Here is an 18135-nt window from a genome sequence, read left to right on the forward strand (position 1 = left end):
AAATAGGAGAACAGGAATGGCGGTCGCCATCCCAGTAAAATAGCACTAGCTTTCTACAAGCCTTGCTGCATAACTTGAGCGATTTCACTATACGCATCTGTCCAAGCTTGTTTCACCTCTGGGTTCCAATCATCTCCCAAGTAATACTCAAAAGTTTTCAACAGTGTTGCGCCAATCATCGGATAATGCTCGGGCAACACACTATACTCTAGATGTCTTGCACCTAATCCTCTGAGAGCTTGGTTTAGCACATCTGACTTGCGAAGATTCTCAACTACCAAAACTAAAGCACTTAGCAAATGTTTCCTCTGTTCTACCATGTTGGTATGAGCAAACAAAGGCTGAACATCAGGATAGTCAGCAAATAGGTTGTCGTAAAAGCTAGCTGCAAACTCTGTAGAATGAGGCTTGATCTGAGCAAAACTCTGTTCTAATACTTCGACATTTAATGACATTGTTAGCTTAAACCTTTTCCAATCTTCTTAACGAATTGAAGATACAGCGTCACGATAACCACTTAATCATCTCTTGAAGCTTATATCGATTGCACATTATAGCAGGCGTTAGCAAAACTGCCAAGTAGGAAAAGTTTAGCTGTCTTGTTAGCTACGATTAGATCCCGCTAACCCCCCTTAAAAAGGGGGGCTACGTCTCTTTAAACCCCCTTTTTAATAAGAGGGTCACTGTAGACGGGGGGATTAAACAAATTTGCCTTTGGCTTTGAGCCGACGGATGCCAATTACAGTAGGACGAGGTAAACCTTTTGGTTCACCTTTACCACCATCATTAACAGAAATGTTACTAGGCCAGCTACTGCCACGAGGTACGGTACGTGTCTGGTTGAAGGTAACACCATCCAAATCAAGAATTTCAATGCTGCGGCTCAGTATTGTGCCATCATTAACTGGACAGTCTTCTCCAGGATGCTGTACGGAGATAATTAGTGTATCACCAACAAAAGTTGGTCCAGTCATCTCGCAACGCACTGGTCCTTGAGCAAAGGGTACTACAGTTCCCGCTTTTGGTCCACTGGTAGGAATGAAGAACAACCAGTTATTACCAAAGACGCCTGTAAAGTTAGAAACATTTCCACTAGCTGAGTGATTGATAGTAGTTGGGGTTGCCGCAGCACCGACATTAAAACCGTTGTGAGTACCGGTAGACATGTCAGTTACACCCCAGACATTTCCTTGCGCATCAAATACCAGGTTATCCACATTGCCAAAACCTGCACCTGACTCGGAACCGGCTTCTCCACCTTGGGCAAATCTCTCCCACCGGAAGGTATTACCTGTACCGTCTGCACTATCTTCAATAATCTTGTAAATTCCGCCAGACTGCTGAGTAGCGTTAGGTGCTGTGCTTAATTTGGCAACTTGGAAAATGCGGGAATCTGGGTATCCGTCACTTCCTGGCGCACCGTCAGTGTAGGAGATAAATACTTCTTTAGTGCGGGGATGCACTTCTAAATCTTCGGGACGGGCTGTGGGGGTTCCTCCAGCTAAGTTGGCGGCGAGGAAAGCATCACTGAGAACCGCACCTTGAGTTGTATAGAAGTCAGAAAGAGTCTTGTTTTGATAATCGCTCAGGGCTGTTGCTTCGTTGGTGCGATCGCAATTAAAAGCACCACCATCAACTGTTTGTCCAGCAATGCCATTGCGTCTGGGCAGTTTTAACAAACCATTTGTTTGTGCTGAACCCAAAGCAGCAAATTCTACTGAAGAAATCACTGATGGTGTAATGGGGTTAGTAGCAGTGTTTAATAGTAAAGGTATCCACTCTCCTGTACCGTTTGGATTGTAACGAGCCACATACAGAGTTCCGTCTTCCCACAACTGACTATTATTTTTATCAGTTGGTGAGTCGATCGTACCTGTACTGACAAACTTCCAGGTATGTCCGCCGCGTCTGTCATCTCCCATGTAGCCAATTAATTTTCTACCAGCTTCAGCACGCATGGCTATGTTTTCGTGGCGGAAACGACCTAGCCAAGTGTGTTTGCGCGGACGGAAATCAGGATCTGCGGGATCGACTTCTACCATCCAGCCATATTTTTCTCCCACTAAACCAAAAGTTTTGCCCGTGGTGCTGTCGGTGTAACCTGTTTGTGTACCATCTGGCTTAACTGATTCTGTCACACCAACGAAAAACGCTGTAGCGCCTTGGAAGTTTTCTTCGGCAGAGAGAATAGTTCCCCAAGGAGTTGTCCCACCAGAACAGTTATAAGCAGTACCTATAATTTTGTTACCTAGTCCATCAGCACTGAGAGGGAAAACTTCTTCTGCCGTAGGACCAGTACCAATCAAATAGTTGTCGTCGCCTTGTTGGTAGCTTAAACTTCCCCAAGAGGTGACATCTTGGTAGCCATCTGTACGTTCTTTGTTAATTCCCAGCCCAGATAAACCATGCAGGCGACGGTTTTTAGGATCTCTGACTACAGCGAAACGACTGTTGTCATTGCTGCGGGAAATACGGACGATGGAACCGCCCAAGTTATATAAAAATTCACCATCAACTTCTAGATTTCTGGTGGTGGGGAACTCGCGTCCGATGACTGCGGCAAAAGTACCGGGGAGTGCTTGTACGTCTGTAGGTGCTTCTGGTGCTAAGCCAGAAAATGGGTAACTGACGTATTCGTGATTTACCCACAAATAACCATCGTTGCTACCGTTGATCGGTACAAAACCCGTGTAGTCACAGTTGTAACCAAAGTACTCTTCTGTGTTCGGGAAGACGCGATCGCCCCAACCAACAATTACATACCGTTCATACTGTGGTGGTACGATCACATCGTCTAAGACATTGTAGCTAGGTAATTTCACATTAGCTGATGCTTCAATAATGTTTCCTTGTCCAAAAGCTATAGGCAAGAAATTTTTGTATTCTCTATAAATAGGTAGAGGATGAGGTAGGCGTACTGGTGTAAAACTCAAAGGAATAGTCTTTGCTTCTACTACGGATGCTGCATTACCTAGTACTTGATCTACTAGTACAGCACCTGCACTTCCGGCAAAAAATAGTAACACCTGTCTCCGACTTAAGTTAGACATTGAATTGTAATGCTCCTGTTTTGTAAATTTTGACCCTAGCAGTTTTTTCCAGCACAACAACTCGCAACTGTTTTACTTTTGCCTTTGCCGCTGAAAAATTAAAAATATTAACTGTGATGGCTAATCCAGCCCCGAAAAAAATTTTGGAGCTTCCGTGAGTGCAAACTGTAATAATCGGAATCTACGACGTATAAGTTAAGACCAGGTAATCAGATAATTAATCTTTAGACGTAGTTTTTTTATTTAGATACAAAATAAACTTTTAATTTTTTTCTTGACTTTTATTTTATGATGCAAGTGTAAATACCAGGGCAGGCAATTATAACTTGGAACACAACATAGTTTTGTGATATGCCCTATAATTGAATAGGCTTTCTTGTTTATGGGAATAAAGTATAATATTATACTTTATTCTAGGCAGGCAAGAATCATAACACTAAATTGTCGTTGAATTAACACACATTGCCAAAACATTGGTGAGTAGTTAGTAGTAATAGAAGTAGGATTCCATGTTTATGAAATATCTTCAGCAAGAAGCCTTCTACACAGCAAGACACTGGCTAACTCAGTTGTGGACATGTGTACCATTTTTGCTATCTGTTGCTGTGTTCTTGACAATTATTACTTGGAAAAGTCCTGTTATGTTGTTTTGTCTACTCATAGGTACTGTCGCTACCTTAGTATTAGAGCAAATAGGACGAAATACTCGCTTATCCAAGTACTCTGTGATTATATCACAAATAGCATTCGTAGCAATACTGAGTTTTTTTTGGATAGATCACTTTGCCGATCCAGCCGCAGCTCAGTTTTTTGGTAGAGCTGAATCTTTCTTTAAAAACAACTTCCAAGGTGCAGAAGGAGGAGGCGCTCAAGCAGCAGTTAGCCTTATATTCAACGTGCTGCGGGCAATTTACCTGCTCTACATTGCGGTTTCTCTCATTGGTGTAATCAATGCAGTCCGCAAGGATGAAGACTGGCAAAGTATTGCGCGAACTCCTTTATTAGTCGTTGTCGCGGTGACAATTGCTGATGTACTTACAGGCTTCATCATTGGCAATACTAACCCATAAACTAAGCATCTGTGGTTTTCAACTTGCGTATTCGTAAGGGGTGCTAATGGTTCATGGCTAATAGCAATTAGCGATTAGCGATTCTTCTATTAGCGACTAGATAAGAAAATATGCAACTTACACCTACAAAAGGTTAATAATTTATCTAAACTAAGAAAGAGGAATAACTCAGCAATTAGTTATGACCAAAGAGCGAGAAGATGAATTTCGTCCAGTCAACCAAATTCTAGGGGCACAACCTTCACTAGGACCAATTCCTGCCGATCAAGTCTTTCCTTGGACACTTATTATCCTTGGTTCCTACTTGATCGTCAACGGTGTTTTTGGAGGCATTTTTCAAAATGATTTCCAAAAATGGTTGTGGACGCTTCTCATCGCGGGATGGGGCATGGCTACTTGGTGGATATTAACTGGTGGTAGGAGCTGGCGTTTTTTAAGCAAGTTTATTGCGGTTCCCTCTTGGACAAGAGGTAGCGCACGTTATTTAAGCCTTATGGAAGTTAATCATGAAGCAAAAAATCGGAAAACAAAGCGTCGGCGGAAGCGGCGGTGAGACGACTACTAGATTAACACCATTTGAAGATGCTTTACATCTGTCTTCCATGCTCAGAGTGGCACTGGATGGGAGAGATGTAGGTGCTTACCTTTTGACAAAGGGCAACCAAAAAGATCAGTTCTGTTTTGTTTTTGGTTTTGAGTGCCGAGGTATTCACACTACCTTGACAACTGACCAGATTGACACAATTTGTAATAATATCGAAGTCGGGTTAAAAGATATCCCCACAGGTGAAAGAATGACGTTTCATATGGGGTCTTTTAGTTCAGATAAAATACGCCAAAAAGAACTTACAGAACTAATTAAAAAAACGACATCGCCAAATATTAAATATCTGCTGATGGCAGAGCGATCGCGCATTCAAGAACTGACTCGTTCTGGGATCCGCAAACCAAAGTTTCTGCGGGTGTATGTAACATACACTGTCGAACCAAACTCGACAGAAACCTCAGATTGGATCGAGAGGTTTTTGGCAAGAGGTGAATTATGGTGGTTAAAATTCAAAGGTGATTTTACAGAAGCAGAAAACCAGCGCATTGAGACTGTAATTACCAATGCTTATAAAGAAGGTTTTCGTCGTTGGGAACAAATATTATCTAACCAAATGGGCTTGGATATCAAGCCAATGAATGCTGTTGAACTTTGGGGAGAAATTTGGCGAAGATTTAACGATACTCAGCCCATAGATATTCCCCAATTGGTTACATTAGATGAAAATGGACTGCACGAACAAGTTTATTCAGATTTAGCTAGTACTAAGTTGCTCATAGACAATCTCCATAGTACAACTTTGTTGATGGAGTCTAGTGTACCATGTGCCGATCGCCGCTGGGTTCACGCTAACAATCGTTATATTGGCGTGATGACATTTCTAGAAAAACCAGGAGGTTGGTCAAGTAAATCTTCTCAATTACGCTATTTATGGGAACTTCTGGCTAGAGAAAGGGTTGTTGATACAGAAATTATTTGTCAGTTGACGGCAGCTAATCCAGCTATAGTAAAAGGTACTTTGCAAAGGGTACTGAAGCAGTCAAATACTACCGCATTGTTAGCGCAGGAAAAAAGTAAGACTATTGATGTTAGTGCGCAAATGAAGATGAGGAAATCGGTGGCGGCGCAAGAGCAATTGTATGAAGGAGCAGTACCGATTTACACAGCTATAGCAATTTTAGTGCATCGCCCCAATCTGGAGCAGTTAGAAGAAGCGACAAGATACATTGAAAGCTGTTTTACTCGCCCTGCACAAGTAGTTAGAGAAGTAGAGTACGCTTGGAAAACTTGGCTGCAAACACTACCAATAGTGTGGGAAAGCTTGTTAGCAAAACCCTTTAACCGTCGCCAGCTTTATTTAACTAATGAAGTGATGGGATTGATGCCGTTAGTGCAAACTAGGGCAGGTGATAAAAAAGGTTTTGAGTTGATAGCCGAAGAAGGGGGAACGCCGGTTCATCTGGATTTGTTTAACCAGCATAAAAATTTAGCGCTGTTTGCGACAACTCGTGCTGGTAAGTCAGTATTAGTTTCGGGGATTTTGACTCAAGCTTTGGCGCATAACATCCCTGTAGTGGTGTTGGATTATCCCAAACCGGATGGTACATCTACCTTTACAGATTATACAGGATTTATGGAGGAGAATGGAGCTTACTTTGACATCTCGAAACAATCGAATAACTTGTTTGAGCAGCCAGACTTGCGATCGCTGCCCCCAGAAGAACAACGTGATCGGATGCTTGATTATGTCTCGTTCCTAGAGTCAGCTTTGATGACAATGATTTTAGGATCGTCAACGGAAAATCAGCTACTTGCACAAACGGTACGCTCAATTATCAACTTGGCTTTAGGAACCTTCTTTACTGATGAGGGGATCAAACAGCGATATCGAGATGCAATTGAGGAGGGATTAGGTTCTGTAGCTTGGCAAAAAACCCCTACATTACAAGATTTTGTCACATTCTGCTCTCCAGAACATCTGGAACTGGATAGTTTAGGGGGGGCGATAGAAGATGCGCTGAGTCAAATTCGTTTGCGCTTGCGGTTTTGGCTTTCTAGTCGCGTAGGGCAAGCAATTTCTTCACCATCTAGCTTCCGTACTGATGCTCAACTTCTGGTTTTTGCGCTGAGAAACTTGTCGGATAGTGAAGATGCTGCAGTATTATCATTGAGTGCTTATTCAGCAGCACTAAGGCGATCGCTAAGTAGTCCATCTTCAATCTTCTTTATCGACGAAGCACCAATTCTATTTGAATTCGATCAAATTGCCAGCTTAGTTGGGAGAATTTGTGCCAACGGTGCTAAAGCGGGGATCAGAGTCATTCTATCAGCACAAGACCCAGATACCATTGCCAAATCTAAAGCCGCATCGAAAATTTTGCAAAACTTGTCAACCCGATTAATTGGGCGTATTCAGCCAGTAGCAGTAGATAGTTTTACAAATATCTTAAAATATCCCCGCGAAATTATTGCCCGCAATGCATCAGAAAGCTTCTTTCCTCGCAAAGAAGGTGTATATAGTCAATGGCTACTAGATGATAACGGTATTTATACCTTCTGTCGCTATTATCCTGGTTATGAGCAATTGGCAGTAGTTGCTAACAATCCCCATGAACAAACTGCTCGTACACAAGCTATGCAGGAATACGGTGATAAGTATGAGGCGATTTCTGTCTTTGCGCGTCAGTTATTGGCGGCGTTGCGGGGATGAGAACCCCCCTAGCCCCCCTTAGAAGGGGGGAATAAAGCCCCCTTTACAAGGGGGGTTGGGGGGTATCAACTATATTGTGGGAGATGGGGTGTTGAAAATAGGCAAAATATCAACTAGCTAAATTTATTTTTTAGGTAAAAATTTATGCGCAAAACTACCATTTTGACTCTTTCTTTAGCATTGCTAGGAATATTACCAGTTCTAGCACAGCAAATTAACCCTGATGATTTTACTAATACTTTCATCGGTAATAATAATGAGAATCTGGGCAAGGTTCAAGATGATTTTTTTAATTATGCAAACGCTTTACAAGAATATCTCAATAATAACCTAACCAGAAAATTACAGCCAGTAGAAGACTACGCTTCTAAAAATGCGATTGACGCTTCTCGAGGCAATCTTCAAATACACGATCCTTTTGCATTAGAAGACAGAGTTAAAGAGTACATCATTAACAATCCCATCCCAAATAAATTTGAAAATAATCAAGAGCTACAAACATTGAGTGCTAGCAATGAAATTAATCGCCAAATTGCTCTGAGCGCAGTACAAGGTAATTTAGGTAGAGAAGGGCAGTATCGATTACAAGGGAAGTTTAATGATGTGCAAAGTTTCCTGGAAAGAGTTGATAAATTTGTAGACAATGTTAAGGAAAATCAAAATAATTTCCTCAATCAATTAGTACAACAAGCTTGTCAAGTCAATCCTACTACTAATGTGATTGGCACAGCATGTGGAAGTGCAATTCAATCAAATTTACAGGTTCAAAGCTTAATCATTCAGGGTGGGCAAGCAAAGATGATGGGGGAAACGCTTGTTACTACAACGCAACTAAATCAAGCTATGCAGTACTCTAACTTGAATTTGGCAAATATTTCTCAACAGATGGAAGATGTAAATCGGGCGAGAAGAGTGGATGCATCAGTAGAGACAGCGCGACTTTTAAGAGCTACTGCTCAAGTAGATTTGCTGGGAATAGGAGAACAGGATTCAGACGGCAGGAATCAGGCATCAAACTAAATTTTTCTATCTTCTTAAATGTGGCTAAATAGTTCAGACATGTTTGCACAAATTGGTGTTAATGAGATTATTAACAATGGTGCGGCGACGGCAAGAAGTATTGCTAGTAGCTGGAATCAGCAATGGTTAAGTTTATTGCAGAATGACACCAACAATAATATATATGGAGCGCTGACAAATCTAGGTGTCTTTTTTGCAGTGGGAACTCTGCTATTTTTCATGATCCAATGGTTAAGAGATGTTTTAGATGGTGAATATTCGCGTCCAATATCTGCATTAATTTGGCCATTTGTTGTTGTATTACTGTTAACAAACTCCGGACAAGGAACGATGTTGTCTAGCCTTACTCTGGGTGTGCGAGATTTACTTAATGGAGTGAATCAGCAAGTAGTTGATGCAGGCAATATTGAGCAAAATTACCAGCAAGCATTGAATATGAGTATTGCGGAAGAAGTAGCTGGTTCCTACTTACGTCCTTGTCAGTCACTTACCGGACAACAACAAGCTGATTGCTTGATTATCGCTAGAGACAAAATTAACGAGCTTTGGGATGAGTATAGAAGTTTATATGGCGATCGCCCTTGGATAACTAGACTACAAAATCAAGTTGTTCTATATTCTGAGAATACAGGCAATGTACCAGAGATTGCATTTAATTCCTTCTTGGGTTCGACAGTACAAACAAGTATCAAAACTTTTTTCATTTCCTTGCAATTTGCTTTCCAGAATCTGCTAGAATCTGCAATGTTGCTTGTAGCAGTTTTAGGACCATTGGCTGTAGGTGGATCTTTGCTACCTGTAGCCGGTAAACCTATTTTTGCATGGTTGACAGGGTTTTTATCGGTGGGAATTGCTAAAATTTCCTTCAACATTATCGCCATTGTTACTGCTACAGTGATTGTCAATGGACCAGCACAAGATGCCAATGCTACTAATCCCGACTTAATGTGGTTCATAATTTTTCTGGGACTTTTGGCACCGATTTTATCTTTAGCTCTGGCTGCAGCTGGGGGATTTGCAGTATTTAACGCGATCTCGAATACAGCTTCTTGGGTGAGGGCAAGAGTGTAACAACTTTTGCGCTGGAATACTTATAATAATGACTAATGGGGGATACGAAAGGTTTAGGGGAACGGGAGGGGTAATGGTAAGTTTACTAGAAAAACGAAAAAAACGCACTGGGGGTATTCTGACGCTCTTTGCGCTGACTACTTTTGGGCTGCATGTAGTAGCTTTATTTTTATTAATATCTCAAGGGTTAGCTATTCGCAACCTCAGTCTGCAAAAATCTCCCACTTTCGAGCAACTAATTGATGGTAAACCAGTCACTGTTGCCAACGATTTGGAACGGGAGCCACAAGCAATTCGTCAGTTTGTCAGTCAAACAATGACATCTATGTTCAACTGGTCAGGAACCCTACCAGCACAAAGTATAGAACAAGCTACTAACCCTATACCAGATCAAGGAATATCTGTTCAAACCTCAACAGGCTCCAGCAAAAAAGTTACGACAAGCAGCTGGATTGCTAGTTTTGGCATATCAGAAGATTTTCGCAAGGGTTTCTTAAGCACAATTGCTCAAATCACACCCGCAGAAGTCTTCACGAAAAACCCTAATCAAGCTATTTCAGGGCAATTAGTTATTAAACGGGTTTATCCTCCTGTCAAAATTGCCGAAGGTAAGTGGCGAGTTGGGATAGTTGCTGATTTGGTACAAAAAAAACGTTCTCAAGAAGAGCAGAAATTAATAGTTCCTTTTAACAAAGATTTGCTAGTCAGAGCAGTGGACACTTTTGTTTATCCACTATCTAACACAACAACTGATTTGCAAAAAGCAGTATATAGTATCCGTAATGCAAAAATGGAGATTTATGAAATTCGGAATTTATGTTTGATAGATGGATATAACACACAGACAAATGATAGTTTGAATTCTTGTGTTCCTGGTAGTTCCGGTAGTTTTATTAAATAATATTATTAATTATTAATGCAGTTACTTAAATCAGAAAACAAGAAAACTAACATACTGCCACTATTAGCAGTAGCAACATTTGGTTTAAATATAATTACTTTGTTAGTTTTAATGTTTCATGGAACTATATTACAGCAGTTGAACCGCAAAAATGCCACTCCAAGTTTAGCGCAACTGGCTGATGGTAGTGCTATCACAGTAGATCCGAAACAAAATATAGAGCGTCATCCAGAAACAATTCGGCGTTTTGTGGGTGAAACTATGACTTTATTATTTACATGGTCGCAAAAACAGCCACCAAAAAATGTTTGGTTAATTGGTTCTCAACTACTAGCTAATGGTTTTCGGCAAAAATTTGAGACAGAAATTTATAATTTAGGTCCTGAATATCAATCAGGAAATATAAGTAGAGGTACAGAAGGTTTATTGCTGTTACAAAGAGTTTCTCGACCAGAACAAATAGGTAAAGGCAAGTGGAAAGTGGAGGTGTTAGCAAATTATTTAACTTTGACAAGTTATGACTCTATAGGTAAGTCAACTCCTTTGAATAAACAAATATTAGTGAGGGTAGTAGATGATATACCAACTTCACCACCCAATGGACAACTTCCTTTGCAATTAGCAGTTCACCGCCTGGGTGAAGCAAAGCTAGAAATCTATAATATTTGTGACATTACAGAAAAAAACTGTTCCTAAAAATAAATCTTATTTAAAACTATGACTAAAGATAAAATTCCCTCAGAACCTCCTCTAAATAGTTCAAATACTCCAACCGTCCATGATTCTCAAAATAATGCTTCGAATTGGGAATCACGGATGGCAAGATTGGTTGGTTTGGAAGAAGAATCTCACTCTTCTGGAGAAGCAACCACTACAAGACAGCCTCTGCCTGAACCAGAAGAACCACAATCTGTTCAAAGTCGATCGCCTCTGTCATCTAACCCCTTTGCCAAGCTAGGCTTAGTAGGAGCAGGAACCTTGGCTCTGATTGTGTTTGCAGGCGTGTTTTTGACACTGGCAATGAATATCGGCAATCAAAAGCCCAAACCAAATCCTAATCTTGTAGTACAACCGCGATCGCAACCCACAACCAAACCAACTCCAGAACTACAACAAGAAGAAATAGAAGCACTAAAAACGAAACTTGCCCTAGCAGAACAAGCACAAGCTGTGCAATTAGCGCAACGACAACTGAGAAATCAAAAATCAACACCAACACCGCGAATTACAACTCAGCCCACTCGACGCCCAGAACCGCCACGAGTTGTCTACAGAGATAGACCATCAGTGGTAGCACAAAGAATACCAACACCTGTACAAACAGTTTACTTGCCTGCACGAGAGCCAGTAAAGCGCCCACAACCTCAACCAACCCGAATTACTCAACTACGACGAGAGCCGCCTCGGCAAGTAGCGACTGTACCCAGAAGAACCCTACCACCTGTATTGCCACCACTCCAACCTTCACAACCGATCCCCACACCACCACCTTTGACACCAACTCCATCTTCTACACCAGATCCCATGCAAGAGTGGGCAAGGTTGGCGAAGTTGGGTAGCTACGGTCAAGTACCAGGTACTAAAAACCAAGGCGTAAATAATGCTACAATTGCTCAAGCAAACACAATTCCAGCACCACAACCTCTCACAGTCACTAAACCACCAATTAGAGTTATCAATCCGCCCAGCCCCAGCCCGGTAAGTACTGCTACGAAGCAAAATTCCAAATCAGCAGTGGTAGGAAGTACTGCTAAAGCTGTATTAGTAACAGCTGTATATGGGGAAACTACTCCTACTAACAGAAGTAATACTCGTAGTGGAAATAATAGTGGCAATAATAATAGCGATAGTGGCAACAAAGAAGTATTTGTAGCGCGGTTAACTGAGCCATTAAAAGCTGCTGATGGTACTTCTATCCTACCTAAAGACACACAAATATACTTGAACAATGATTCCACTTCCGATTCTGGTTTGATGAGGCTTAATGTCATCAAAGTTAGTTGGCAAGAAAAGAATGGTAATCGCGTAGAAAGGAACATCCCAGAAGGTAGTTTAGTGATTCGTGGTTCCAATGGTCAACCTACAGTAGGAGAGCAAAATCAAATTAGTACTGGCGGTTCACGCTTGGGAAGTGATATTAGAACAGGCATTTTCTCCGGTATTAATAAAGGAGCAGAGTATGTTAACCGTCCCAGACAAGAGTGCGATACTCTTCCTTATCCAGTATTGAACGGTAATACTAATCCAAACGAAAACAACTCCCAAAATACTATCACTTACAGAAGTTGCTATAACGCTAGCCCAGATCCAAGCATTGCCGCTGGATTTGTAGAAGGTATTACAAGAAGTATTGGTACTAATTTAGAGCAACGTAGTCGAGCGTCAAACGTTCCTAGACCACCACAACGAACTAACCTTTGGGTTTTGTCAGCAGGAAAACAAGTTGTACTGTTTGTTAATCAACCAATACAGCTTTGAATGTAGAGACGCCATATATTGCGTCTATATCTTAACAAAAAATCGAATAATGAACAACATCATCTACCAAAAGAACATCCCCAAAAATCCCTATTTACAGCCTTTAATTTCCCTTTTTGTTTCAGCAGCAGCGTTATTACTAGCAGATAGTGCCATAGCTAATAATTCTGTTTTACGTTCTATATTTTCCTGCCAAGCTCAGGGTTTAGGGGGAGCAACACCCAACATTACAGTTTGGTTTCAGCAAGGTACAAACTTGAGCTTTATTCCCACTGGAGAAACAATTAAAAAAGTTTGGTTAGACGACCCATCACAGGTAACATTAGATTTTGATGGTCCAATGTGCCAGTTTGGTCAAGATAACAACACAGGAAATTGTGAAAACTCCGGTGCAAATGTCATTCACCTGCGACGAATTAAAAAACTAAATATTCCCGGACTTCCTAATACTGATACTACTCTTTTAACAGTGATAACAGAAGGGCAAGGCAGAAGAAATTTGTACACTTTCCAAGTTAACTATGGTGATGGTGATCCTGAATATAAAACTTTAGCAGTTTATCCTGATGCCGCTTCTAATACTGGAGCATCTTGTATTAGACCAAATAATCCACCAACTCAAACTCCCAGAGTTACTCCGTTACAACCAACCAGAAACAACAATACACCAACAAGGAACAATAAGCCAGTAATACCTCCGGCAAACGACGAGAATACTCCAAGTTCTGGCGAACCGCTAGAATCACCCAACGAGAGAAGAGATGACTAGATTAATAATGATTTATACCTTAATATTATAGCAGTAAACAACAAGATCCCCGACTTCTTTAAGAAGTCGGGGATCTGAGGCTACTTCATTCCCTACGCTCGCACCATGTACTCAAGTATATGGCGCGAGTAGCACCAAGTCCGTTAAAACGGACTGAAAATCAACAATTTATTCGGTTTTAACCGACTTGAGCTATCAGCCTATAACTTCAATTCTAGGCTGTAGATTGTAAAAGAACGAAATAGCCCAGGAAACTAGGTTTATGAAGGTACTAATAACTGTACTGACTTATGTACTCGATAAGAAGTAACCGCAGATAGTTGAGTTTTTCTACATAGTTTTTTAGCTGTGGATACTCATTTTCTTCATGAAAATACCATTCGACAAAGTAAGAGTTATAAAATATTTGTAGTTGCTTCAATTTTTCAAAAATTTCTTGAGGATTTTCTAAAAAATTATTGGTTATTAATTGAGAGGTGTACCCTCTGATATCGGTTGTAAAAATTTCTATTTCCCCCAAAATTGAAAAATCTCTTGACTCTTCCCAATGAGTAAGTTTTCGTCGTTCTTCTCGTGTATTTTTATAATCAATCAATAATTGATTTAGTACTTTAGTAATATAATCTTTTGCCGTGTTAGGATTGTTAGAAATATTTCCGGTTTCTAAGTAACGCATAATCTCTGTTTAAAGGCTTAATTTTCCCCGTATGATACTATTTTCCCATTCCTTTCAATCAGAAACTCATTTCCTTTATTCCACCTAACTGCACCGTCACTAAGTATTTTCTTACGAGCGCCCTTTTTGTTAAAATTCTTTGCTTTTCTTAAATATTTTAAATAATTATTCTCAAAATCATGTCTATCAGCATGATCTACAATGCTTAAGGCTAAAGTAGAGTAGGTAGCTTTATCCCAATTTTCCATGAGAATTTTAATTTCGGCTATCTCGTCCTCTGTATATCCCCTAAATAAAATTTGCTCATAGGGATCTGTTGGCTGAGGTTGGGCAGATTTGCCTTGATTGTTGGGATTCATCTAAACACATAACGAAACTAGGGTGTAGGGGATTATACCTTAATATTATAGCAATCCTAAATGACGAAAACGCTATTGCTACTAAAACAGCAGTGATCAAATACTTTGAATCTAAAGATAACAGATAAAATGCAAGTCTTATGATTTTTGTAGAAACGCGAAATTTTTCATCTCTATTTTTGGTATCCTAACAATAAATATAATTCAGTATTCATAGATGCACAACATCCTCTGCCAAAAAAACATCCCAAAAAATCCCTATTTCTTCCCTGCGGTTTCCCTTTGTTTCTCAACGGCAGCGTTATTATTGGGAGAACGTGCCATAGCTAATAACTCTGTTTTGCGCTCCATATTTTCCTGCCAAGCCCAAGGGTTAGGGGGAGCAACACCTACCATTAAAGTTTGGTTTAAGCAAGGGACAAACTTAAACTTCATTCCCACTGGAGAAACAATTAAAAAAGTTTGGTTAGACGACCCATCACAGGTAACATTAGATTTTGATGGTCAATTGTGTCCGGAATTTAGTCCACAAAGCAACAACACAGAGAATTGTGAAAACTCAGGTGCAAGTGTAATTCACATGAGGCGAATTCAAAAACTAAATATTCCTGGACTTCCTCACACTGACTCTACACTTTTAACAGTGGTAACAGAAGGGCAAGGTCGAAGAAAGTTGTACACCTTCCAAGTTGACTATGGTGATGATGCGCCTGAATATAATACCTTAGCAGTTTACGCTGACCCTCCTTCTGCTAGTGGAGCTTCTTGTGTAAGAGCCAGCAATACATCAAACAATGGCGGCACACTAAACTACGAGGAGTATACACTACCATCCGATGGCGGCACACCAAACTATGGGGATACACCACTAAAAGATGGCGATACACCAAAATATGAGGGTACATCACCATACGATAGCGACACCCAAAACTACGAGGATACATCACCATACGATAGCGGCACACCAAACTACGATGCTATACCAAACTATAAGGGTATACCACCAAACTATAGGGGTACACTACCAACCGATAAGGAGAAAATATAGTACAATTGAACCATGAAGATCATCTGGTTCAGACGAGATTTACGTATAGCTGATAATGAAAGCGTAGCTAAGGCAACTGCCGAAAACGCTCCTGTATTACCCTGCTTTATCATCGATCCTTGGTTTTATCAATGTTCCGATGTCGGGAAAGCACGGGTTAGGTTTTTGTTTGAGTCTTTGGAAAACCTGGATAACAATCTACGCTTATTGGGTAGTAAGCTGTATTTATTTGAGGGGAATTCGGTCAATATCCTACAAGAACTAACTCAACAGCTAATACAGCTTGGACATAAACCCAAACTTTATTTTAACCGTGATGTACAGGTTGAATACGGGATTGAACGCGATCGCACGCTCATTAACTTCTACACTCAACTCAATCTAGATTACCACATCGGTTTAAATAACTTTTTGCAAACTGATAACGACCGTCGTGACCAGTGGATTGAGGAGTATTATACTTACGTTAGACAATTACCACCACCAACTCCTACTCACATTAACACCCCAGATTTATCCTTAAACCTACCTCAATTAACTTTTGCTGAACTTAAGCGCAAGTACTCGACTTTTTATGAAACCAAGAAAGTATACTTCAAAGGTGGAGAAACGCTTGCACAAAAAACTTTAGACTCATTTCTGACTAAAAGATTTTATGGGTATCATTGGAAACTTTCTCGTCCGTGGTTAGCACAGCAGAAAGCAACGTCTCATCTATCACCTCATCTAACATTTGGTACAATCTCGGTGAGAAATGTGTATCAAAGTACTAAGGCACGAGCAGCAGAACTTACGGATCAACCCAAAGCCCAATTTTCCTTGAAAGCGTTTCGCGTTCGCGAAGCGTGCGCTCTGCGCTCTCGCTTACGTTGGCATGATAGTTTTACCCAACGGTTGTACTTTCATCCCGAAATAGCATACACCAATTGTTACCCGGAATTTGATGAGTATTATCGACCTGATGAACTGACTTCATCGCAGCAGGAATTATTTCATGCTTGGTGTGAAGGTATAACTGGTTTCCCAATGGTTGATGCGAGTATGAGGCAGCTAAGAACAATGGGGTGGATGAACTTTAGAATGCGAGCGATGTGTGCCACTTTCTTAACTATTAATTGCGGTATCTCTTGGCATCATGGTGCTAAGCATTACATGAATTATTTAGTAGATGGAGACTTGGCAATTGATAATTGGCAGTGGCAGATGCAAGCAGGAATTACTAACCCCTTGAGTGATACTTTCCGGATATACAATCCTAATAAGAATATTGAGGAGAAAGACTCAGATTTGCGCTTTATCTACCACTGGATACCAAAGCTATTGGGCTATGGCTTACAAGACATTCTTGAAGGCAAGTGTACAGAGCATGGTTTGTACCCAGCACCGATTTTAGATTGGGCGCAGACTAGGCGAGTTAATGGCAAAATTGTTTCCGATCTTCGTAAGCGTGTACGAGAACGACTGTTGGCTGAAGGTGGTGAGGAGTACGAAAACGCTATTGCTACTAAAACAGCAGTGATCAAATACTTTGAATCTAAAGATAAACAATACAAGCACTTCAAGGATCAACAATCCTAAAAACCTACGCCCACCAAGGGATGCGATCGCTTAACTAGCACCAACCGTTCGTCAAATCCTATCACATCCAGATACAGGACTGCTACCCTATCTTCGTAACCTACTCCAAAGTGAGGAATTTTCCGAGTTTAAAGCGCAACGCACGTTTTCATGTAGACGAGTCTAGTACTCAGGTTAATAAGAGCAATGATTCAAGAGAAATGTATTGCACGCTCTCCATCACTTTAAAGTTATTGATTGTTGTAACCAGCCAAACCTTACCAGACGATGCAACATTACACGCTCTTGAATTTCAAGAAGTATTTGATGCAGAACTTATTAATTGGAGTCAGCGTAGTAAGCAGTTACTAAAACCAATTTCAGAAATCAAGGGGACGCTCAGTAATTTTGAAGAAATACCATATCAAGGCGGTTATCTTCCTGGTTTGGAACTTCAACGTAAGTATACTTTAACCTATACCTCCCTTTAATCTACCTATCCCTGAAGAAAAACTTATTTCAGCCGCTCAATTTAGACTACAATGAAAGTAAGTATTGATCACGTAATTTCACAGCATACTGAAGCGTTTCAGAGACACGGCTTCACAGTTTTGTTGCTGCATACTCAAACAATTAATTATCTCTCTCCAATTTTAACCGATGAACAAACTTGGGCAAAAATTCTTTAACGATACTACCATAACTAGAAAGTAGCGATTGCCATTTGTCAAATTGTTTAGTCAATTTCTACAACGTGTTAATGTAGTAGGCTTGGAAAAAAATCAAACTGAACTGATTGATTGTAACTTTTCACTCCCCCCCCATTAGCAAGATGACTTGTGAGTTAGTAAAAGAATAAAAATGATTCGAGTGTGAGCG

The 18135-nt window shown here is 40.5% G+C and carries 14 protein-coding genes and 2 pseudogenes; 12 read left to right on the forward strand and 4 right to left on the reverse strand.

Translation table 11 applies throughout. The annotated features are described in order from the left end of the window. Nucleotides 1–53: 53 nt before the first annotated feature. Together ICL16_RS26695 and ICL16_RS26700 are read right to left on the reverse strand one after the other, a co-directional pair. Entirely contained in the window at nt 54–455 is a 402-nt protein-coding gene (locus tag ICL16_RS26695; RefSeq protein WP_190834066.1) for a globin family protein, read from the reverse strand. Between the two features lie 243 nt (nt 456–698). Beyond that, complete coding sequence (locus ICL16_RS26700; protein ID WP_190834068.1) at nt 699–3050, reverse strand: PhoX family protein; 2352 nt, start codon at nt 3048–3050, stop codon at nt 699–701. 509 nt (nt 3051–3559) lie between these two features. Here ICL16_RS26700 and ICL16_RS26705 point away from each other — a divergent pair. The 9 genes and pseudogenes from ICL16_RS26705 to ICL16_RS26745 form a co-directional block, all read left to right on the forward strand. Further along, entirely contained in the window at nt 3560–4120 is a 561-nt protein-coding gene (locus ICL16_RS26705; RefSeq protein ID WP_190834070.1) for a hypothetical protein, read from the forward strand. Between the two features lie 181 nt (nt 4121–4301). Then, nucleotides 4302–4673: a hypothetical protein gene (locus ICL16_RS26710; protein WP_190834072.1), complete on the forward strand. Its 372-nt coding sequence runs from the start codon at nt 4302–4304 to the stop codon at nt 4671–4673. Then, entirely contained in the window at nt 4627–7377 is a 2751-nt protein-coding gene (locus ICL16_RS26715) for a hypothetical protein (RefSeq protein ID WP_190834074.1), read from the forward strand. Before ICL16_RS26710 ends, ICL16_RS26715 begins: the two co-directional genes overlap by 47 nt. A 144-nt stretch (nt 7378–7521) precedes the next feature. Then, entirely contained in the window at nt 7522–8397 is an 876-nt protein-coding gene (locus tag ICL16_RS26720) for a hypothetical protein (protein ID WP_190834076.1), read from the forward strand. An 18-nt stretch (nt 8398–8415) separates the two neighbouring features. Beyond that, nucleotides 8416–9468 carry a hypothetical protein gene (locus tag ICL16_RS26725; protein ID WP_190834078.1) on the forward strand — a complete coding sequence of 351 codons (1053 nt, stop codon included), beginning with the start codon at nt 8416–8418 and terminating at the stop codon, nt 9466–9468. Between the two features lie 73 nt (nt 9469–9541). Continuing rightward, complete coding sequence (locus tag ICL16_RS26730) at nt 9542–10369, forward strand: hypothetical protein (RefSeq protein WP_190834081.1); 828 nt, start codon at nt 9542–9544, stop codon at nt 10367–10369. A gap of 15 nt (nt 10370–10384) precedes the next feature. Next, entirely contained in the window at nt 10385–11065 is a 681-nt protein-coding gene (locus tag ICL16_RS26735) for a hypothetical protein (RefSeq protein WP_190834083.1), read from the forward strand. Between the two features lie 21 nt (nt 11066–11086). Further along, nucleotides 11087–12847 carry a hypothetical protein gene (locus tag ICL16_RS26740; RefSeq protein ID WP_190834085.1) on the forward strand — a complete coding sequence of 587 codons (1761 nt, stop codon included), beginning with the start codon at nt 11087–11089 and terminating at the stop codon, nt 12845–12847. Nucleotides 12848–12893: 46 nt separating this feature from the next. Continuing rightward, nucleotides 12894–13448 (forward strand): annotated as a pseudogene (locus ICL16_RS26745) (hypothetical protein); the annotation flags it as partial. 439 nt (nt 13449–13887) lie between these two features. On the opposite strand, the gene ICL16_RS26750 reads toward ICL16_RS26745, so the two are convergent. Continuing rightward, nucleotides 13888–14292, reverse strand: coding sequence for a hypothetical protein (locus tag ICL16_RS26750; RefSeq protein ID WP_190834087.1), 405 nt, complete (start codon nt 14290–14292; stop codon nt 13888–13890). Nucleotides 14293–14309: 17 nt separating this feature from the next. Then, the gene (locus tag ICL16_RS26755; RefSeq protein ID WP_190834089.1) at nt 14310–14651 is read right to left on the reverse strand and encodes a hypothetical protein; all 342 of its coding nucleotides are present in this window, start codon (nt 14649–14651) and stop codon (nt 14310–14312) included. 217 nt (nt 14652–14868) lie between these two features. Here ICL16_RS26755 and ICL16_RS26760 point away from each other — a divergent pair. The 3 genes and pseudogenes from ICL16_RS26760 to ICL16_RS26770 form a co-directional block, all read left to right on the forward strand. After that, nucleotides 14869–15435: pseudogene (locus tag ICL16_RS26760) on the forward strand (hypothetical protein); the annotation flags it as partial. 276 nt (nt 15436–15711) lie between these two features. Continuing rightward, complete coding sequence (locus ICL16_RS26765) at nt 15712–17277, forward strand: FAD-binding domain-containing protein (RefSeq protein ID WP_190834091.1); 1566 nt, start codon at nt 15712–15714, stop codon at nt 17275–17277. Between the two features lie 200 nt (nt 17278–17477). Beyond that, nucleotides 17478–17747: a hypothetical protein gene (locus ICL16_RS26770; protein ID WP_190834094.1), complete on the forward strand. Its 270-nt coding sequence runs from the start codon at nt 17478–17480 to the stop codon at nt 17745–17747. Nucleotides 17748–18135 lie beyond the last annotated feature (388 nt).

Origin of the sequence: Iningainema tapete BLCC-T55 (genome assembly GCF_014698965.1) — a bacterium.
Lineage (GTDB): Bacteria > Cyanobacteriota > Cyanobacteriia > Cyanobacteriales > Nostocaceae > Iningainema > Iningainema tapete.